Here is a 19,509-nt window from a genome sequence, read left to right as displayed (position 1 = left end):
TCGCCTACCTATAGTTGTTCACCTGCTGGAGTACGGCAGCAGCGCCATGTCCCTGGCGTTCTTGATGGCCCGCGCGAGCAGCCGCTGCTGCTGGGCGGTCACCCGGGTGACCCGGCGGCTGCGGATCTTGCCCCGGTCGGAGAGGAACCTTCGAAGCAGGTCCGTGTCCTTGTAGTCGATGTAGGTGATCCCGGCCTGGTCCAGCGGGTTGGGGCGGTCCTTGGCCGGCTTGCGGTCGCTCTTGCGCGGCATCAGATCTCCAGCAGGGTGTCGAAGGCGGGCGGAAGCCTCTTCCAGGCGTCGCGCCCGGCGGCGTACTCGGCGTCGGTGAGCAGGCAGGACTCCAGCAGGCGCGTGAGTCCGTCGCGGTCGAGGGCGGGCGAGGTGAACACGAGGTGGTTGCAGCAGTCGCCGTGCGCGGGGTGCCAGTCCAGCGCGGCGGCGGCGCGGCGTACCGGCGGGACCATCTCCCAGGCCGCGTCGGGCAGCGCGGCCAGCCACGGCCCGGCGCTCTCCACGCACAGCGCGCCGCCGGCCGCGTCCCAGTGCAGCAGCGTGTCCGGCTTGTCGGCGAGCCAGAACCGGCCCCGGCTACGGGCCGCGGCGCAGGTCAGGTCCTCCAGTGCCGCGTACAGCCGCTCCGGGTGGAAGGGCCGGCGCCGGTGCCAGACCAGGGTCGACACGCCGTGACCGTCCGCCTCGACGGGCAGCAAGGCACAGGCCGGGTGCTGGGCCGCCGCGGCGGCCTCCACATCGAAACCGGCGAGAGCGGCGTGCGCGAGGGGTGAGGGGGCGTGGGGGTGGGGTGTGGGGGCGCAGGGCTGTGGAGAGGGGGCGTGCTTGTCCGGCGACGGCGCCTGCGCCCCCGGTCCGCGCCCCTGCGCGTGCGCGGGCGGCGCGTCGGGCGCGGGGGCGTGAGCGCCCCGCAAGGGAGCGTGAGCGTCCGGCGCGGACGCCGGGGTGTCGGACGGCGCCTGCGCCCCCGGGCCGTGCGCCTGCGCGTGCGCCGGCGGCACGTCCCGCGGAGTCACCCGGGCGTCCGGCGTTGGCGGCTGCCGGTCACGGTAAGGGGCTTGCCCGAGTGGTCCCGGGGTGATCGGGACCTGGTGGGCCGTCGGGTGGAGCTGGGCGAGCAGTTCCCGGTCCTCGTCGTCGGCCTCCGGGGAGTCGGCCACGGCGAGGACGGGGGCGTACTCCAGCTGCCGGGCGAAGGTGTCGGCGACCGTGCGCTGGTCGGTGGCCGCCGCGGCGAGGCCGGCCTCGGCGAGATCGTCGCCGTTGGCCAGGTACGGCAGCACCAGCGCCGGATCCACGGCGGTGATCACGGAGGTCACGGTCAGGCCGCCGGACGCGACGACCTCGGCCATCGCCTTGGGCTCGACCGAGTCCCACAGCTCGACGATCGCGAGCCGGGTCGTGCCGTCGTGGGCGAGCCGGCGCAGCTCGGGCACCAGGTCCTCGCGCAGCGCGCAGCACGCGCAGTCGTTGACCAGCGGCGTCTCGCCCACGGACACGACGCCGTCGCGGTCGCGGACCGTACGGACGACCGTGCCGGCGGCGGCCGTCGCCAGGTCGTGGTGGAGTACGACGCTGCCGGGCACGTCGGCGAGGAGGCGGTCGACGGCCGCCTTGCGGGCATCGGCGTGCAGCCCGCCCACGACGGCCACGGCGAGGCTCATGCCCCGCCCCGCTTCCCGTACCGGCGCTCGAAGCGCTCCACGCGCCCGGCGGTGTCCAGCACGCGCGCGGTGCCGGTGTAGAAGGGGTGGCTGACGTCGGAGATCTCGACGTCCACGACCGGGTAGGTGTTGCCGTCCTCCCACTCGATCGTCTTCTCACTGGTCATCGTCGAGCGGGTGAGGAAGGCGTGGTTCGCGGCACGGTCACGGAAGACGACGGGGCCGTAGGCCGGATGGATTCCCTTGCGCATGGCTTCAGCGCTCCTCTCGGAAGTCGACGTGCCGGCCGACGACCGGGTCGTACTTGCGCAGCGTCATGCGGTCCGGGTCGTTGCGGCGGTTCTTGCGGGTCACGTAGGTGTAGCCGGTCCCGGCGGTGGACCGGAGCTTGATGACCGGGCGGAGTTCGTTGCGTGCCATGCTGCTATCTTACTGAAAATGAATTCCATTACGCACTACGCCTGAGGAGAGCTACGTCACCGTGTCCGCGCACTGCATGCTCACCGGGGCCCGGCCGGGCTTCGGCAACCGCATCTCCCGCTCCCACCGGCGCACCTCCCGCCGCTTCGACCCGAACATCCAGATCAAGCGCTACTGGCTGCCCGGCGAGGGCCGGTACGTCCGGCTGCGGCTGAGCACGAAGGGGATCAAGACCGTGGACGCCATCGGCGTCGAGGCGGCCGTGGCCCGGATCCGCGCCCGGGGGGTGCGGATCTGATGGCGAAGAAGAGCAAGATCGCGAAGAACGAGCGGCGCAAGGAGGTCGTCGCCCGGTACGCCGCCCGGCGCGCCGAACTGAAGGAGATCATCCGCCGGCCGTCGTCCACGGACGCCGAACGGCTCGCCGCCCAAGCCGAGTTGCGCAGGCAGCCGCGGGACGCGAGCGCCACGCGCGTGCGCAACCGCGACCAGGTCGACGGCCGCCCACGCGGGTATCTGCGCACCTTCGGCCTGTCCCGGGTGAACCTGCGCCAGCAGGCTCACAACGGATTCCTGCCCGGCGTCCGGAAGTCCTCCTGGTAACTGCTGGTAGCTTGCTGCGGGCCGTCCGGCCGAGGGCGGCCGGCCGCTACAGCTTGGGAGTTTTCCGGTGACTTCTGCGACAGCAAGGAGCGCGACTGCAAGGGTGCGGACCGCGGCCGTGGCCGCGGGGCTGGTGGGTGCGCTCGCCGCGTTGACCGCGTGCAGCGGCGGCGGGGGCGGAGGCGGCAAGAGCGCCTCCTCGGCGCCGCCGAGCGCGACCGCGACGCCCACCGCGAGCTCGGGCTCCGCGGCCGCGACGGGCGCCTCCGGCAAGCTCCAGGGCAGCTGGCTCACCACGAACGGGGGCAAGATCGTGGCTCTGGTGATCACCGGGAAGAAGGCCGGGCTGTTCGTGACCGGCCGCAAGACCTGGTGCCAGGGGACCGCGGGCCAGGATGCGGGGATGCAGATGATCCATCTGACCTGCCCCGACGGCGACAAGGACCGGACCACCGGCATGGTCGACTCGGTGGACGGCAAGGGCCTCACGGTGAAGTGGTCGGGCAAGGCCGGCGAGGAGACGTACACCAGGGCGGAGGGCGGCACGCTGCCGTCGGCACCACCGACCCGGGTGAAGAAGTGACGCCTGCGGGGCGCGCCACCTGAAGTGATGATTCCGAGGGGGTGCGCGAGCGGGGGCGGCGCGCAGCCGCCATGATGCAGGGGCACCGTCACGACCTCGATGGGACCTGCTCATGCGCGCCATTCCGCTCACCGTCACGGCCCTCGCCGCCGCCCTGCTGCTCACCGCCTGCAACGGCGGCGGGAGCAAGAGCGAGAGCAAGAACAGCTCGGCCTGCGAGATCGGCGGGGTCTCCGTGCAGATCGGGTCGGCGAGCGTCGCACCGAAGGCCGGTGACACGGGCGAGATCCCCGTCAGCATCACCAACCAGAGCAAGCCCTGCACCCTGGACCACTTCGCGGGCGTCGTCCTGAACGCCGGCGGCACCAAGGCCGACGTGCCGACGCTCAAGGGCGCGAAGGCCCAGAAGCTCAAGCTCGCCAAGGGCGACTCGGCGTCCTTCACCATCGGCTACGTGCGGGGCAAGGCGGGCGACAAGACCGGCGTGGACGCGAAGACCGTGACCATCAGCCTGCCGGGCTCCCCCGGCGCCCGGAGCTTCCCCTGGTCCTACGGCCCCGTCGCGGCCCAGGCCGGCGGGAGCGGCCCGGACGCCTCCGTGAGCGCCTTCCAGCAGGTCGGCGACTGAGCGTCGCTCCGGTCCGGGCGGTGTCACTCCAGCCGGGGACGGGCTCTGACCTGGGCGCGGTCCGCCGCCCGCGCGCCCTCCGTCCACCCGGCGGCGTCGCTCACGCCGCGCAGCCGGGTCGTGGTGGTCTCGGGGAACATGCGCTCCAGCCGGTCGGTGACGGCCAGCTCCCTGGTGGCGAGGACCGGCAGCAGGTCCTGGGTGACCTGGGTCCCGGCGGCGGCCGCGAGCCGGTCGCCGACGCGGTGGGCGTAGGCGGCCAGGAACGACTGCCGGAAGGTCTTGGTCCGCTTCCGTCCGCCGGCTCTCTGCGCGGCTTCCGCCTTGGTCATCGCGTGCGTCGCCTGCACCAGCAGCGAGGTGTAGAGCAGCTCGACCGCCTCCAGGTCCGCCTCGAAGCCGACGACCGTGGAGAAGCCCAGCGGTTCGTTCCACACCGCGCGGCAGTTGTTCGCGCCGGCTACGGCGTCGAGCAGGACCGCCTTGGCCTGTTCGTACGGCGGCTCGACTCCTATCCGGCAGGCACCGGGCGCGTCCGGCGCGGGTGCCCCGGCCGCGAGCAGCGCCTCGTCGACGCTGTGTCTCGCCATCAGTTCCTGTGCCTTGGCGCTGAGCGCCTCGGCCTCCTCCGGATACCCGGTCGCCTCGGCCTTGGCGAGCAGCGCGCGGATGCGGGTGAGCATGCGGGAGGCGGCCGGACCCGGGGCGGGACGGGACTCCTCTTCCAAGGGCTCCAGGGCGGGCAGGCGCAGCAGCAGGCGGTAGAGCTCCAGCGCGGTCGTGGCCTGTGTGAAGCGGTCGGCCTCGCGGGCGGGCCCCTCGGGCAGCTCGCCCAGCTGGGCGGCCCATCGGCGCCCGCGCGGGCGGTCCTGCCCGGCCTGCGCGCGGATCAGCGCGGCGACCCGGCGTACATGCGGGTCCTCCAGCTCGCGCCGCACCAGCCGTACGACGTCGGCGGGCTGCCAGCCGCGCCGCCAGGCCGTCGCGACGAGCTCCTCGCCCCGGCGCGCGAGTTCGGCGTCCGCGGCGGGGTCGGCGGCGAGCAGGGAGGCGCCGGTGTCGAGGCCGGTGTCGGTGTCGTCGTAGAGGGCGGCACGGAAAGCCCGCTCGACGGTGCTGGCAGCGCTGGTCACATCGTCGATCGTGCCATGCCCCACCGACAGCGGGCCGAGCGCTGTCCACAGGCTGTGGATGAAGGGGGTGGGCGGACGGGGGCGGTCGCCGACACCGGCACGCATGAGTGTCAACTAACGGTTGACGCCTACGGGGTGTCAACCTACAGTTGACGCATGGCCACCAATCCGAACCCCACCGCACCCGTACGCCTCGACGACCTGATCGAGGCCATCAAGAAGTCCCACTCCGAGCCCCTGGAGCAGCTCCAGGACGCAGTGATCGCCGCCGATCACCTCGGCGACGTGGCCGACCACCTGATCGGCCACTTCGTCGACCAGGCCCGCCGCTCCGGCGCCTCCTGGACCGAGATCGGCAGGAGCATGGGCGTGACCCGGCAGGCGGCGCAGAAGCGGTTCGTGCCGAAGGAGTCCGCCGAGCTCGGCGCGGCCGACTTCAGCCGCTACACCCCGCGCGCACGGAACGTCGTCATGTCCGCGCACAACGAGGCCCTGGCCGCCCGCAACCCCGAGGGCCGCCCCGAACACCTGGTCCTCGGGCTGCTGGCCGAACCGGAGGGGCTGGCGGCGCAGGCGATCACCGAGCAGGGCGTCCTCCTGGACGCCGTACGCCAGGCGGCGACCGCCGCGCTCCCGCCCGCCGCGGACGAGGTCCCCGACCTCATCCCCTACGGCCCCGGCGCCAAGAAGGTCCTGGAGCTCACCTTCCGCGAGGCACTCCGGCTCGGCCACAACTACATCGGCACCGAGCACATCCTGCTGGCCCTGCTGGAACACGAGAACGGCCGGGGCGTGCTCAGCGACCTCGGCATCACCAAGGCCGCCACAGAGAGGTACGTCGCGAAGGTGCTGGCGCTGCTGACGGAGCAGACGAGGGCGGCGGCCGCCGAGGCAGCCGGCGCGGAAGCCGACCCCCACCCGACCGAGGACTGAAACCGCAGGTCAGGCCGATTGTCAGAGCCCCCTGCCACACTCGCACTCATGACCGACCGGTGGGCACTCGCACCGGCCGAGGACGGAGGCGTGGACGTCGCCCCCCTCGGCCGGGACGGGCTGCCCGCCGGGCCGGTGCGGCGGGAGAGCGATCTCGCCGGGGCGGTGCGGAGCCGCCCGGAGGTGACCCGCTGGGTGTGGCGGTCCACCCCCGAGGTCTACCCGCGTCTGCTCGCCACGGGGGTGCGAGTGGAGCGGTGCTACGACATCGAGGACGCCGAGACACTCCTGCTGGGCCACGAGGGCCGGTACGGCGAGCCGCGCTCGGCCGCCGCCGCCCTGGCCCGCCTCCGGGGCGGCCCCGTGCCGCCCGACCCGCCCCAGCGCTCGGCCGAACCGGGCGCGCAGTCCCCGCTGTTCGAGCCCACCGGCACCCGACTGCCCCTGACCGACCTCCTCGCGGTCTACGCCGAGCAGCTGAGGCGGCACGAGCGGACCGCCCACCCCGACCGGATGCGCCTGCTGACGGCCGCCGAGTCGGCCGGCATGCTGGTGGCCGCCGAGATGAACCACGCGGGCCTGCCGTGGAGCGCCGAGGTCCACCGCGGCCTGCTGCACGACCTGCTGGGCGAGCGGTACACGGGCGGCGGCGAGCCGCGCCGCCTCGCCGAGCTGGCCGACGAGGTGTCCGCCGCCTTCGGCCGCCGGGTGCGCCCCGACCTGCCCGCAGACGTCGTCAAGGCCTTCGCGCAGGCCGGCATCAAGGTGCGCTCGACCCGACGCTGGGAGATCCAGTCCGTCGACCACCCGGCCGTCGCCCCCTTGCTGGAGTACAAGAAGCTGTACCGCATCTGGGTGGCGCACGGCTGGTCCTGGCTGCAGGACTGGGTGCGCGAGGGCCGTTTCCGTCCCGAGTTCCTCGCCGGCGGCACGGTCACCGGACGCTGGGTGACCAACGGCGGGGGCGCACTGCAGATCCCCAAGGTGATCCGCCGGGCCGTCGTCGCCGACCCCGGCTGGCGGCTGGTGGTGGCCGACGCCGACCAGATGGAGCCGCGCGTGCTCGCGGCGATTTCCCGGGACCCCGGCCTGATGGAGGTCGCCGGCCGCGACAGCGACCTCTACCAGTCCGTTTCCGACCGCGCCTTCTCCGGCGACCGCGACCAGGCCAAGCTCGCCGTGCTCGGCGCGGTCTACGGCCAGACCTCGGGCGACGGCCTGAAGAACCTGGCCGCGCTGCGCCGCCGCTTCCCGAAGGCCGTCGCCTACGTCGACGAGGCGGCCCGCGCGGGCGAGGAGGGCCGGCTGGTGCGCACCTGGCTGGGCCGCACCTGCCCGCCGGCCGCCGGGGCAGGCGAGGACGCGGCGGAGGAGGCGGGCATCCCCGTCGGCGAGGACGACGCCGAGCCGCAGGCCGACGGCCGGGCCGCCTGGGTTCCGGGTTACGCCTCCGCCAACTCGCGGGCGCGAGGCCGCTTCGCGCGGAACTTCGTCGTCCAGGGCAGCGCCGCCGACTGGGCCCTGCTGATGCTCGCCGCGCTCCGCCAGGCCTGCGCGGACCTCAAGGCCGAGCTGGTCTTCTTCCAGCACGACGAGGTGATCGTGCACTGTCCCGCCGAGGAGGCCGACACGGTGGTCCTGGCCATCCGCGCCGCCGCCGACCTGGCCGGCCGGCTGACCTTCGGCGAGACACCGGTGCGGTTCCCGTTCACGACGGCGGTGGTGGAGTGCTATGCCGACGCCAAGTGAGCGCTGTTCCCGCGCCCTTCGGTCACTCCGCGAGAAGTTCTCGCAGCTCCGCCACGACCGCCTGCTCGTCCGTGCCGTCCAGCGCCGCCAGTGCCGCGTGCCAGGCGTCGTGCGCCTCCGGCCGGCGTCCCCGCGCGCGCAGCAGCAGTCCCTGCTGGTGCCGGGCCAGGCCGCCCATGTAGCGGTCGGCGCGGGCGTCGGCCCGGCTGAGCAGCTCAGCGCACTCGTGGGCCGCCCGCTCGGTCTCCCCCAGCTGCCGCAGCGCGCGGACCAGGCCGAGCCGGGTCTGGGACTCGCCGTGCCAGTCGCCGTGGCCGCCGAGGATGCGCAGGCTCTCCTCGAAGTGCTCGGCGGCAGCGCCCGGTTCACCCAGGGTGAGATGGGCGTAGCCCATGTTGCAGTGCGCCGAGTGCTGCACGATGACCGCGCCGATCGCGTCCCCGATCGCCAGCGAGCGCCGGTGCTGCTCGATGGCGGCGCGCGGGTCGGTGTGCTCGTAGAGGTTGCCGAGGTGGCTGTGGGTGACGGCCTCCCCGTAGGGGTCGTTCAGCTGCCGGGAGCAGGCGAGGCTCTGCCGCAGCGCCTCCCCGGACTCCGCGAACCGCCCGAGCCCCTCCAGCAGCAGCCCTCGGTTGTTCAGGCAGCGCCGGACCCGGGAGGCCACACCGAGCCGCCGCCAGATCTCCAGGGACTGGTCGGTGAGGGCGAGGGCGTCCTTCTGCCGGCCGGCCAGGAAGTGCACCCCCGCCAGGTCGCCCAGCGCGTACGCCTCGGCCGCCGCGTCCCCGAGCCGCCGCGCCGCACCGAGCGCGGCCCGCCCCAGCACCTCCATCTCGGCGACCCGTCCGCTGCGCTGGACATACGGGAAGAGCAGCCGGGCCAGCGCCGAGAGGGAGGCCGCCCGGTCCGCGTCGGACGTGTCCGCGTTCCGTGACACCAGGGCGACCACGTTCTCCAGCTCCACCTCGCCCCAGGCGAAGGCCTGTTCGGCGGAGTCGAAGTGCGCCATCCCGGCCAGGTCCGTCGCATGGTCCGGCGGCTGCGCGGAGGTCGGCCGGCGCCGGTCGTCCAGGTCGAGCCCGGGCTCCGCGATCGCCTCCAGCAGCCGCTCCGCCACGGCGGCGTACCAGCGCAGGGCGGTCAGGTCCGGGGCGGGGGCCGGGAGGGAGCCGGACACGGCTGCGGCATCGGTCCGACCGTCGGCTTCCCGGTGCGGGCCGTGGCCGCCGGGCCCCGGCTCGGTGCCGGGCGGGGCACCGGGCGCCCGTGTACCGGTGTCTTTCCCCGGCTCCCCACCCATGTCCTTCCCCATGCCCTTTCCCCCGGCCTTCCCCATGTCCGTCGCCGTGTCGGCCAGTTCGCGGGCGAAGTCGCGGACCAGGTCGTGCGGGGTGTACCGGCCGTAGGCCGTCTCCTCCAGCAGGGCGACGTCGACCAGGCGGTCGAGGGCGGCCTCGGCCCGGCGCTCGTCGGTGCCGGTGAGGCGGGCGATCAGCGGGGCGCCGTAGGTGGGCAGGTCGAGCGCGCCGATGTGGCGCAGGGTGAGGGCCGCGTCCCGGTCGGCCTCACGCTCGGCGGCGGCGAGCGCGTCATGGGCGACGGCCAGGGAGCGCCGGACACTCAGGTCGTCGTACTCCAGGTGCCGCAACCGCCCGCCGGTCTCGGCCAGTTGGCCGGCCAGCGCATCCGGGGTGAGGGCACGCCGGGCGGCGAGCCGGGCGGCGACCACGCGCAACGCCAGCGGGAGCCGGCCGGTCAGCTCGACCAGCGCATGACCGGCGTCCAGCCCGTCGCGTCCGCTCACGGCGCGGAGCAGTGCCGCGCTGTCCTCGCCGGTCAGCGGGGCGAGCGGGAAGCGCCGGGCGCCGTCGAGCGCGGTCAGCGGCGAGCGGCTGGTGACGATCACCGCACAGCCCGGCCCGGCCGGCAGCAGGGGCCGCACCTGGGCCGCGCTCGCCGCGTCGTCCAGCACCAGCAGGATGCGGGCCGGGGCGAGCAGCGAGCGGAGCAGGGCGGCTGCCGCGTCCGGGTGCTCGGGGATACCGCGGGGCTCGACGCCCAGGTCCCGGAGCAGCGCGGCGAGCGCCTGCATCGACGGGAGCGGGGTCATGCCTGGGGTGGCGCCGTGCAGGTTGACGTACAACTGGCCATCGGGGAATCGTCCCCGCAGCCCGTGCGCGACATCCAGGGCGAGCGCGCTCTTGCCGACGCCCGCCATGCCGCTGATCACGGCGATGGCGGGAGCCGGGACGGGCGGCTCGGTGAGCGCGTGCCACAGCTCGCGGCGGACATCGGTACGGCCGGTGAACTGGGCCGGTGGGGGCGGCAGTTGTGCCGGACGCGGAATCGGCCGGACCTCCGGCGCACCGCCCGGGTGGTGGGCCGGCGTCGCACCCCCCTGCCCGGCGTCGGTGTCGGTGTCGGTGTCGGCGTCCAAGGGCCGGTCAACGTGGTGCAGTTGACGGACATCGCTCGGCACGCCCGGCCGGCGGGCGTCACGCTCCTCGCCCGCGTTCCGCTGCTCCGCGTCGCTCCCCCGCAGCACCTCGACATGCGCCTCGCGGACCGCAGGGCCGGGTTCGATGCCGAGTTCCTCGATCAGGCGGGCGCGCAGATCACGGTGGACGGCGAGCGCCTCGGCCTGGCGGCCGGTGCGGTGCAGGGCGAGCATGAGCTGACGGTGGTACGCCTCGCGCAGCGGGTGCTCGGCGACCAGCGCCGCCAGCTCGGGGAGGATACCGGTCAACCGGGCGCCGCCGAGGGCGAGTTCGGCGTCGTAGCGCCACTCCAGCAGGAGCAGCCGGGCCTCCTCCAGGCGCTGCACCAGGGCGTACCCGCCGAGGTCGGCGGGGAGCCCGCTGAGCGGGGCGCCGCGCCACAGCGCGAGTCCGGCCGTGCAGGCCCGTACGACACCCGGCCAGTCCCGCCGGGTGTGCGCGGCCCGCGTCTCGGCGACCCGGGCGTCGAAGACGTGCACGTCCAACTCGCCGTGATCGACGCGCAGTACGTATCCCGGCGGTACGGCCCTGAGCCGGTCGGGGTCGTCCAGGAGGCGGCGCAGCCGGGTCACGTGGTTGTGCAGGGAGGCCTGCGCGGAGACCGGTGGCGCGCCGCCCCACAGGGCGTCCTTCAGCGACTCCACCGACACGACCCGGCCCGGCTCCAGCAGCAACGCGGCGAGCAGTACGCGCACTTTGGGGCTGCCGATGGCACGGATGAGGCTGTCGGGGGCGGCTGGTCCGTCGGGATCGTCAGGGGTGTCGGAGCCGTCGGCGGTGAGCCTGCCGTGCGGGGGGCCGCCGGGCGCGGGGTCGCCGGGATCGGCGCCGGAGGGTTCGGCCGAGGTTCCCAATGGCGGTCGGTCGTACAGGACCGGCGGCCCCAGCAGTCCGAACCGCAGCCCGCACCGCCGCATCACGCCGCTCCGCTGCCTTCCCGCGCGGTCGGGGCCGACCGTGCTCCGCGGCGAGCGCGTGCCCGCCGATCCCTGGCGGAAATCCACCCTGTCCACAACGGTTTCCCGCCACCTTCTGTCTGCCGGTCCGGCCCCGGATCGGCCTGTCCGACGGACTGATTCCGGATACCGTCGGCACGTTCCAGCCAACGGATCCTCGACCTGCCGACGAACCGTTGGCCACATGTTAGCGATCCGTTGGCGAATCCTGATGTGATCATCTCCATCGGATCTGGCCCGACGGCGCGCGCGTATGTCGCGTAACTCGGGGGAGTGTCGCCGCAGGCTGGATCCGGGGACGCAAGGGGCCCCGGTCGGCGGAGGTGAACGCCCGGGGCCCCGTCCCGTTCCCTGCGCCAGGACCCGTTTGCCCCGGTCGGCCCACCGGCAGGGCCTCGCACCCCGGTTCCCCGGCGGGCCCGCCCCTCACATCACCGGCGGGCGCCCCAGCCGGGTCAGCCGCCACACCGTCCGCCAGCGCATGGGGCGGCGCTCGCCGGCCGGCTCCCGGACCCCTTCCGCGAAACCGGCGAACCATGCCCTCAGCCCGGCCGGGGAGCGGGTGCGGGCCAGGGTGAGCAGCGTCCACACGCCGAGGTGCACGGGAATCAGCGGCAACGGCAGCCGGCGCCGGACGAGCCAGACGCGGTTGCGGGCGTTGACGCGGTAGTAGATGGCGTGCCGGGCCGGTGAGGTCCTGGGGTGCTGGAGCAGAAGTTCGGGAGCGTAGAGGATCTTCCAGCCGGCGTCCGCGGCGCGCCAGGCGAGGTCGGTCTCCTCGTGCGCGAAGAAGAACTCGGCGGGCCAGTCCCCCGTCTCGGCCAGCATCGCCATGCGCAGGGCGTGCCCGCCGCCGAGGAAGCCGGTGACGTAACCGCCGCGCAGCGGGTCCGACTTGCCCACACGGGGCACGTGCCGCTGCTGGGTCTCGCCGTGCTCGTCGGCGATGCGGAAACCCACGATGCCGAGGCGCGGGTCGGCGGCGTACAGGTCGCGTACGCGGCGCAGCACGTCGGCGTCGACGAGCAGTCCGTCGTCGTCCAGTTCCACGACGACGTCGACGTCGCCGTACTCCCGCAGCCGGGCGAGCGCGACGTTCCGGCCGCCCGGACAGCCGAGGTTCTCCTCCACGTCGATGGCCGTGACCTCGCCGGGCAGGGAGAGCCGGCGGGCGAACTCGGGCAGCCGGCAGCCGTTGCCGACGATGACGATCCGGGCGGGGGCGAGATCCTGCTTGGCCACGGACTCCAGCAGGGCGTCGACCTCGGCGGGCCGGTTGCCCATCGTCACCACGGCGACGGCGATCCTCGGCTCCACCACGTCACTCACCCCATCCGGCCGACGGCGGCGCCGCCCCCTGAGCGCGCGGTGTCCGCCGTTCACCAAGATGTTGCCTCAGGTGCGAGGGTTCCCCCGACCCTGATTCACTTTGCGACCCTTTTGCTCCGGATTCACCCGCCCGTTTCCCCTGCGGGCCCGGGCCCGCCGCCGGAGAACCGACGACCACCGCCGACTTCCCGGCCACGTCCGCTGAACGAGAAAACCCCAAGTCAGAGACGATCTGACTTGGGGATTCAGTGGAGCCGCTTTCGGGATTCGAACCCGAGACCTACGCATTACGAGTGCGTTGCTCTGGCCATCTGAGCTAAAGCGGCGCGCTTGCCGCACCTATGGTGCGATCAGCGACGTCGGTAAGTCTACACAGTTTCGGAGGGTGCTTCGTACCAGCCCCGGAGCGGGTGGTTCCGGGGCCGGTGGGAGGGGCTACGAGCAGCGCTTTCCCGTGGTCGGCGGGGTGCCGTGGAGCAGGTAGGTGTTGATCGCCGTGTCGATGCAGGCGCTGCCGCGGCCGTAGGCGGTGTGGCCGTCGCCGACGTAGGTCAGGAGGCGGGCCGAGGACAGCTGGCGGGACAGGGACTGCGCCCAGCGGTAGGGGGTCGCCGGGTCGCGGGTGGTGCCGACCACCACGATCGGCGCCGCGCCCCCGGCCCGGATGCGGTGCGGCTCACCCGTGGCCTTCACCGGCCAGTACGTGCAGTTCAGCGACGCCCACGCCAGGCCGGCACCGAAGACCGGGGACGCCTTCTCGAAGGCGGGCAGTGCCTTCTCCACCTGGTCGGGGCCGGTGAAGGCGGGCGGCAGGTCCAGGCAGTTCACGGCGGCGTTGGCCATCATCAGGTTGCTGTAGCGGCCGTGGGCATCCCGTTCGTAGTAGCTGTCGGAGAGCGCGAGCAGGCCCGCCCCGTCGTTCTCCTTCATCGCGGAGGTCAGCGCCTCCCGCAGCTGCTCCCACGTGCCCTGGTCGTACATCGCCGCGATCACCCCGGTCGTGGCCAGCGCCTCGCCGAGCTTGCGGCCGTCCGCGTCGCCCGCCGGGATGGGATGCGCGTCGAGCTTGCGGAAGAACGCCGTGAGGTGGTCGCCGACCTGCGCGGGCGTCGTGCCCTTGCCGCCGAGCGGGCAGTCGGAGTGCCGTACGCAGTCCTTCGCGAACGCCTGGAACGCCGTCTCGAAGCCGGCCGTCTGCTCCAGGTTCATCGTGCGGGCGTCCAGGGAGGGGTCCATCGCGCCGTCCAGGACCACCCGTCCCACCCGGTCGGGAAACAGCCCGGCGTACGTCGCCCCGAGAAACGTGCCGTACGACGCCCCCACGTAGTTCAGTTTCGGATCACCCAGCGCCGCCCGCACGATGTCCATGTCCCGTGCCGCCTCGACGGTGGAGACGTGCCGCAGCAGCCGCGCCGAATGCGCCCCGCAGCTCTCCGCGAACTTCCTGTCCGCCGTGACCAGCGCGTTCCGCTCCTGCTGGTCGTCGGGCGTCAGATCCGTCTGCGTGTACGCGTCCATCTGGTGGCCGTCGAGGCACTCGACGGGCTCGCTGCGGGCGACGCCCCGCGGGTCCACCGCGACCATGTCGTAGCGCGCACGGATGTCGGCCGGGTAGCCGACGCCCGCGTAGCTCTGCAGGTAACCGACCGCCGAGCCGCCCGGACCACCCGGGTTGACCAGCAGCGAACCGAGCGGCCTGCCCTTGCCGGTGGCCTTCTTCCGGGCGACTGCGAGCCGGACGTCACCCGAGGCGGGCTTGGCGTAGTCCAGCGGGACCTTCATCGTCGCGCACTGGAAGCCGGACACACCGCAACCGCGCCAGCGCAGCTTCTGGCTGTAGTACGGCGACAGCGCCGACGGTGTCGCGCGCGGCAGCGCGGCCAGCGCCGCGTCCGTCGCACCGCCGGCCGACGTGGTCGGGCTCCCGGAGGAGCAGGCGGACACGAGCAGGGCGACGGCCGCGAGAAGGGTGGCCGTGAGGCGGGTCTTCGTCCGGGCGCGGGGGGCCCGGGTCCGGCGGAGGGTTGGCCTGAGGTGCATCAAGCGAGCGTAACGCTGAGCGACGGATCGGGTGCGGCACGTCGGGATTATGGCTCGTACGGGGTACATACCCGCACCTCCGATGGGGTCAGAGCGGTGCCGGGGCCAGGGTCGGCCTGCCGGCACCGCGCGGTGGTCAGCCCGCCCGCAGTGCCATCGTCATCGCCTCCACCGCGAGCAGCGGAGCCACATTGCGGTCGAGGGCCTCGCGGCACGCGGCGATCGCCTCGATGCGACGGAGCGTGGATTCCGGGGTGCTGCCCCGCGCCAGCCGCTCCAGGGCGTCCTCGGCGTCGGCGTTGGCGATCGCCACGCGGGAGCCGAGCTGAAGGGCGAGGACATCGCGGTAGAAGGCGGTGAGATCGCCGAGGGCGACGTCGAGGCTGTCGCGCTGCGTGCGGGTTCTGCGGCGCTTCTGCATGTCCTCCAGGTCCTTCATCACCCCCGCCGTGCCCCGCGGCAGCCGACCGCCCTGGGCGGCGCCCAGCGCGGCCTTCATCTCCTCGGCCTCCTTGCCGTCCATCTCCTCGGCGAGCTGCTTGGCGTCCTCGGCGGCAGCGTCGACCAGTTCCTGGGCGGCCTTGAGGCAGGCGCCGACCTCGTCCAGGCGCAGCGGCAGCTTGAGCACGGCCGTACGGCGCTCACGGGCCGCCGGGTCGGTGGCGAGGCGCCGGGCCCGGTCGACATGCCCCTGGGTGGCGCGGGCGGCGGCCACCGCGACCCCGGGCTCGATGCCGTCACGCCGTACGAGCATGTCGGCGACCGCGTCCACGGACGGCGTGCGCAGGTTCAGGTGGCGGCAGCGGGAGCGGATCGTCGGCAGGACGTCCTCGACGGAGGGGGCGCAGAGCAGCCAGACCGTGCGCGGGGCGGGCTCCTCCACCGCTTTGAGGACGGCGTTGGCCGACTTCTCGTTCAGCCGCTCGGCGTCCTCGACCAGGATGATCTGCCAGCGGCCGTTCGCCGGGGCGGTGAACGACTTGCGGACCGTGTCCCGCATGTCCTTCACCAGGATCTCGGAGCCCACGGCGGCCACCGTCGTGACGTCCGCGTGGGTGCCGAGCAGCGCGGTGTGGCAGCCGTCGCAGAAGCCGCAGCCGGGGGAACCGCCGAGCGCGCGGTCCGGGCTCACGCACTGCAGGGCCGCGGCGAAGGCCCTCGCCGCCTGGTTGCGGCCGGCTCCGGGCGGGCCCGTGAACAGCCAGGCGTGCGTCATCTTCGACGCCTCGGGCAGCGGCTGGTCGGCCGCGGCGGCCGTGACGAGGGCGTCGGCGTCCCGCGCGGCCGCGTCGAGCACCGCGCTCACCTTCTCCTGCCCGACGAGGTCGTCCCATACGGTCATGGGTCACGCCGCCCTTCCGTCACACTCCGCGTTCCTTGCCTCCATTGTGCGGGTGGGCACTGACAACGCGGTCCTGCGGACGGGGCGGTGAGGACGGTGAGACGGGCGGGCGGCGAAAGGCGAGGGCGGCGCCGATCGCTGGTCCGATCGGCGCCGCCCCGAGGCAGTGCCCGCGAAGGGCCGGCCGTCAGCCCCGTCGGCCCCGGCCCCGGCCGCGGCCCTGCTCCTCGTCCTGATCGCCGTGCTCGCGCTCGTCGTAGGAGCCCAGCAGCTCGTCCGCCAGCGACGGCAGGTCGTCCAGCGGGGTCTCCTCGGCCCACTCGGGCCGTGGTCGGCGGCGCGGGGTGCCGTCGGCGTCGAGCCGGGGCATCTCGCGCGTCCGGTCCTGGGAGCCATCGGGGCCGGCGGCGGGCCGCTCGTCCCGGAAGAAGCCGGGCGGCACCCGGTCCGCCGGTGCGTCACCCCGTACGGGCGGCAGTACGGCCGTCTCGTCCGCCGCGCCCGGAACCACCGGCGGCAGCACCGTCGTCTCGTCCGCCGCGCCCGGAACCACCGGCGGCAGCACCGTCGTCTCGTCCGCCGCGCCCGGAGCCGACGGCGGCTGCGGCAGCTCGGCCGTGACCTCGGCGTCGGAGCCGGGCTCGGCCGGACCAGCCACGCCCCGCCGCTCGCCGACGTCGCCCCGGTCGCCCCGGTCGTCACGCACGGGACGCAGCACCGTGGTCTCCTCCGTGCCCGCCCCGCGCCTGCCCGGCTCATCCGGTCCCGAAGAGACCACCGGTGTCGGGACCGTCACCGCGTCGGAAGCCACGCCCGGCGCGGTCGGCAGGGGTGTGCTGGGCCTGCGGGCCGCCGTGTCGGCCGCCGCCGCTGCCTCGGCCGCCTGCCGACGGGCCTCCTCGGCACGCAGCAGCGCCTCCTCGGCCTTGCGCTGCTTCTCCAGACGGCGCGCTTCCTCCTCGGCGCGCAGCCGGGCCTCCTCCTCGGCCTGCTTGCGGCGCCGTTCCTCCTCGGCCCTGCGGCGGGCCTCCTCCTCGGCACGGGCCTTCTCCTCGGCGAGGAGGCGCAGCCGCTCCTCCTCCGCGCGCCGGGCCGCTTCCGCCGCCCGCTGCCGGGCCTCCTCCGCCTGCCGTTCGGCCTCGCGGCGCTGCGCCTCCTCCAGCTCGCGGCGCTTGCGTTCCTCCTCCTCGGCGCGCAGCCGGGCCAGCTCCTCCTGGCGCTCGCGCTCCAGGCGCTCCTCCTCGGCCTTGCGCGCGGCCTCTTCCTCGGCCTTGCGGCGGGCCTCCTCCTCGGCCTTCTTCCGCGCCTCCTCCTGGGCCTTGATCTCGGCCTCGGACAGCGGCAGCACGGTGTCGAGCCGGTGCCGGATGACGGTGGTGACGGCCTCGGGCTCCTGGCCGGCGTCCACGACCAGGTAGCGGCCGGGGTCGGAGGCGGCCAGGGTGAGGAAACCGGACCTCACGCGCGCGTGGAACTCCGCCGGCTCCGACTCCAGCCGGTCCGGCGCCTCGGTGAACCGCTCGCGGGCGGCCTCCGGGGAGACGTCCAGCAGGACCGTGAGGTGCGGGACGAGTCCGTTGGTCGCCCAGCGGTTGATGCGGGCGATCTCGGTCGGCGACAGGTCGCGGCCGGCGCCCTGGTAGGCGACGGAGGAGTCGATGTAGCGGTCGGAGATCACGACCGCGCCGCGCTCCAGGGCGGGGCGTACGACCGTGTCGACGTGCTCGGCGCGGTCGGCGGCGTACAGCAGCGCCTCCGCGCGGTGCGACAGGCCCGCCGAGGACACGTCCAGCAGGATCGAGCGCAGCCGCTTGCCGACGGGCGTGGCCCCCGGCTCGCGGGTGAGCACGACCTCGTGGCCCTTGGCGCGGATCCACTCGGCGAGGGCCTCGGCCTGGGTGGACTTGCCGGCGCCGTCGCCGCCCTCCAGGGCGATGAAGAAGCCGTTGGCCATCGGTGTCTCGACCGGGTCGTCGCCGCCGAGCAGCGCGTCCTTGAGGTCCTGGCGCAGCGGGATGCCGGAGCGGTCGTCGACCTTGGCGAGCACCAGCGCCGCCACCGGCAGCAGCAGGGCGCCGACCAGCATCAGCGTGAACGAGGCGCCGCCGTGCGCGAAGACGAACCTGCCGTTCTGCAGCCGGTGGGGGCCGATGAGCCCGGCGACCACGGGCGCGACCAGCGCGCCGAGCGCTATGAAGACCCGGACGACCGCGTGCAGGTGCTCGGTGACGCGCGCCCGGCGGTAGTCCTCGGTCTCCTGGTCGAGCAGGACGTGCCCGGTGTTCGCGGCCACGCCCGCGGTGACACCGGCCAGTGTGACGATCAGCAGCACCGTGGTGACGTCGGGGACCAGCCCGGCGGCCAGCAGGGCGATACCGGTGAAGGCGATCGCGAGGGCGAGCAGCCGGCGGCGCGAGAGCGAGGGCAGCAGCGCGGGAGCCGTACGGATGCCGACGGCGACACCGCCGGTCAGGCCCAGTACCAGCAGGCCGTACAGCACCGGGCCACCGCCCAGGTCGGTGGCGTGCAGCACGCACACCGACACGGCCGCCGCAATGGCTCCGGCGACCGCGGCGCAGGCCGGGACGAGCAGCGGGACCACGCCCGTGCGGCCCTTGTCGACGCCGGTACCGGTGCGCGGGCGGCGCAGGCCCTCCAGCGGGGACCGTGCGCGCGGGGTGCGCGTGTCGGGCAGCTCCAGGAAGCTCAGCACGGACAGGGAGGCGGCGAACAGACCGGCCGCGACATACGCGCCGAGGGCCGCGTGGTGCTGGTCGAACCAGACCACGCCGGTGCCCAGCAGGTTGTTGAACAGGGCGGCGACGACCAGCGTGGCGGCCGCCAGCGGGACGGCCAGGAAGCCGGTGCGCAGCGAGAGCCGGCGCAGGGCGTCCATGTGGTCCGGCAGCGGCCGTACGGTGGCGCCCTCCGGGGGCGGGCCGGGCAGCAGCGCCGGAGCCGCGCTCTCCCGGCACACCGTCCACAGGCGCTCGGCGACACCGGTGACGAAGGCGGTGACCAGGACGACGGCCAGCGCGTTGTCCGGCGTCCAGTCGATCCACAGGGGTGCCACGATCAGCAGGGCGGCGCGCACGCCGTCGGCGCCGACCATGGTCCAGCGGCGGTCGAGCGGGCCCTCCTGGGCGGTGAGCGTGGTCAGCGGGCCGAGGAGGACCGCGCCGAACAGCAGCGCGGCGAGGACGCGCGCTGCGAAGACCGTCGCCACTGCGAACGCCACGCCCCGGTATCCACCGCCGAACGCGCCCTGGGCGATCGCCGCCTGGAGGGTGAGGACGACCAGGACGAAGAGTGCCAGGCCGTCGCCGACACCGCTCACCAGCTGCGCGCTCCACAGGCGCCGCAGCTGCGGTCGGCGCAGCAGGGAACGGACGGCGCGCTCGCGGGAGTCCGCGACCAGGGCGTCGTCCGGGGCTGTGGTGGGGGCCGTTGGCTGCTCGGCTCGCGTCATGCGTTCAGCCTATCCGCAGCCACCGACACCACACCCCGCCGCTCCTGGCATGCGCACGCCCCGACACCAAAGTGATGCCGGAGCGTGCGCTGCGCGAAGCCGGGAGCCGCCGGCGCCGGTCGGTTCGCCGCGGCGAAGACAGCGGAC

The 19,509-nt window shown here is 74.2% G+C and carries 16 protein-coding genes and 1 tRNA gene; 6 read left to right on the top strand and 11 right to left on the bottom strand.

What is annotated here, in order from left to right:
• Positions 1-18 precede the first annotated feature (18 nt).
• The 4 genes from rpsR to rpmG are packed head-to-tail and all read right to left on the bottom strand — an operon-like array spanning position 19 to position 2,099.
• A complete protein-coding gene (gene rpsR, locus ABT171_RS15985; protein WP_351243986.1) occupies positions 19-252 on the bottom strand; it encodes a 30S ribosomal protein S18 in 234 nt (77 codons plus the stop codon).
• Entirely contained in the window at positions 252-1,679 is a 1,428-nt protein-coding gene (locus ABT171_RS15980) for a GTP-binding protein (protein ID WP_351243984.1), read from the bottom strand. Before ABT171_RS15980 ends, rpsR begins: the two co-directional genes overlap by 1 nt.
• Positions 1,676-1,930 (bottom strand): type B 50S ribosomal protein L31, encoded by a 255-nt coding sequence (locus tag ABT171_RS15975; protein WP_351243982.1) that lies wholly within the window; start codon positions 1,928-1,930, stop codon positions 1,676-1,678. Before ABT171_RS15975 ends, ABT171_RS15980 begins: the two co-directional genes overlap by 4 nt.
• A gap of 4 nt (positions 1,931-1,934) precedes the next feature.
• Positions 1,935-2,099 carry a 50S ribosomal protein L33 gene (gene rpmG, locus ABT171_RS15970; protein ID WP_003999141.1) on the bottom strand — a complete coding sequence of 55 codons (165 nt, stop codon included), beginning with the start codon at positions 2,097-2,099 and terminating at the stop codon, positions 1,935-1,937.
• Positions 2,100-2,160: 61 nt separating this feature from the next.
• Between rpmG and rpmB the strand changes: the two genes are divergently transcribed.
• The 4 genes from rpmB (at position 2,161) to ABT171_RS15950 (ending at position 3,913) form a co-directional block, all read left to right on the top strand.
• Complete coding sequence (gene rpmB, locus ABT171_RS15965; protein ID WP_351243980.1) at positions 2,161-2,397, top strand: 50S ribosomal protein L28; 237 nt, start codon at positions 2,161-2,163, stop codon at positions 2,395-2,397.
• Positions 2,397-2,702, top strand: coding sequence for a 30S ribosomal protein S14 (rpsN, locus tag ABT171_RS15960; RefSeq protein WP_351243978.1), 306 nt, complete (start codon positions 2,397-2,399; stop codon positions 2,700-2,702). Before rpmB ends, rpsN begins: the two co-directional genes overlap by 1 nt.
• Before the next feature lie 103 nt (positions 2,703-2,805).
• On the top strand, positions 2,806-3,285 hold the full coding sequence (locus ABT171_RS15955; protein ID WP_351243976.1) for a hypothetical protein: 480 nt from the start codon (positions 2,806-2,808) through the stop codon (positions 3,283-3,285).
• A gap of 112 nt (positions 3,286-3,397) precedes the next feature.
• On the top strand, positions 3,398-3,913 hold the full coding sequence (locus tag ABT171_RS15950) for a DUF4232 domain-containing protein (protein WP_351243974.1): 516 nt from the start codon (positions 3,398-3,400) through the stop codon (positions 3,911-3,913).
• Between the two features lie 23 nt (positions 3,914-3,936).
• On the opposite strand, the gene ABT171_RS15945 is transcribed toward ABT171_RS15950, so the two are convergent.
• Positions 3,937-5,046 carry a DUF2786 domain-containing protein gene (locus ABT171_RS15945; protein WP_351244142.1) on the bottom strand — a complete coding sequence of 370 codons (1,110 nt, stop codon included), beginning with the start codon at positions 5,044-5,046 and terminating at the stop codon, positions 3,937-3,939.
• 156 nt (positions 5,047-5,202) lie between these two features.
• Between ABT171_RS15945 and ABT171_RS15940 the strand changes: the two genes are divergently transcribed.
• Complete coding sequence (locus tag ABT171_RS15940; protein WP_351243972.1) at positions 5,203-5,979, top strand: Clp protease N-terminal domain-containing protein; 777 nt, start codon at positions 5,203-5,205, stop codon at positions 5,977-5,979.
• Positions 5,980-6,027: 48 nt separating this feature from the next.
• Positions 6,028-7,728 (top strand): bifunctional 3'-5' exonuclease/DNA polymerase, encoded by a 1,701-nt coding sequence (locus ABT171_RS15935; RefSeq protein ID WP_351243970.1) that lies wholly within the window; start codon positions 6,028-6,030, stop codon positions 7,726-7,728.
• 22 nt (positions 7,729-7,750) lie between these two features.
• Here the strand turns inward: ABT171_RS15935 and ABT171_RS15930 are convergent, their stop codons facing one another.
• The 6 genes from ABT171_RS15930 to tmk all read right to left on the bottom strand — a co-directional run bounded on the left by ABT171_RS15930 (position 7,751) and on the right by tmk (position 19,362).
• Positions 7,751-11,143 (bottom strand): AfsR/SARP family transcriptional regulator, encoded by a 3,393-nt coding sequence (locus ABT171_RS15930; RefSeq protein WP_351243968.1) that lies wholly within the window; start codon positions 11,141-11,143, stop codon positions 7,751-7,753.
• Between the two features lie 465 nt (positions 11,144-11,608).
• The gene (locus ABT171_RS15925; protein ID WP_351243966.1) at positions 11,609-12,502 is read right to left on the bottom strand and encodes a glycosyltransferase family 2 protein; all 894 of its coding nucleotides are present in this window, start codon (positions 12,500-12,502) and stop codon (positions 11,609-11,611) included.
• A 258-nt stretch (positions 12,503-12,760) separates the two neighbouring features.
• Positions 12,761-12,837: transfer RNA gene (locus tag ABT171_RS15920), tRNA-Thr, on the bottom strand.
• A 109-nt stretch (positions 12,838-12,946) separates the two neighbouring features.
• The gene (locus ABT171_RS15915) at positions 12,947-14,551 is read right to left on the bottom strand and encodes an alpha/beta hydrolase (RefSeq protein ID WP_351243964.1); all 1,605 of its coding nucleotides are present in this window, start codon (positions 14,549-14,551) and stop codon (positions 12,947-12,949) included.
• 136 nt (positions 14,552-14,687) lie between these two features.
• Positions 14,688-15,893, bottom strand: a complete 1,206-nt coding sequence (locus tag ABT171_RS15910; RefSeq protein ID WP_351243962.1) for a DNA polymerase III subunit delta' — start codon at positions 15,891-15,893, stop codon at positions 14,688-14,690.
• A gap of 187 nt (positions 15,894-16,080) precedes the next feature.
• Entirely contained in the window at positions 16,081-19,362 is a 3,282-nt protein-coding gene (gene tmk, locus ABT171_RS15905; RefSeq protein ID WP_351243960.1) for a dTMP kinase, read from the bottom strand.
• Positions 19,363-19,509 lie beyond the last annotated feature (147 nt).

Origin of the sequence: Streptomyces sp. NPDC001851, assembly GCF_040297165.1 — a bacterium.
Classification (GTDB): Bacteria; Actinomycetota; Actinomycetes; order Streptomycetales; family Streptomycetaceae; genus Streptomyces.
This window is presented reverse-complemented; position numbering and strand designations above follow the sequence as displayed.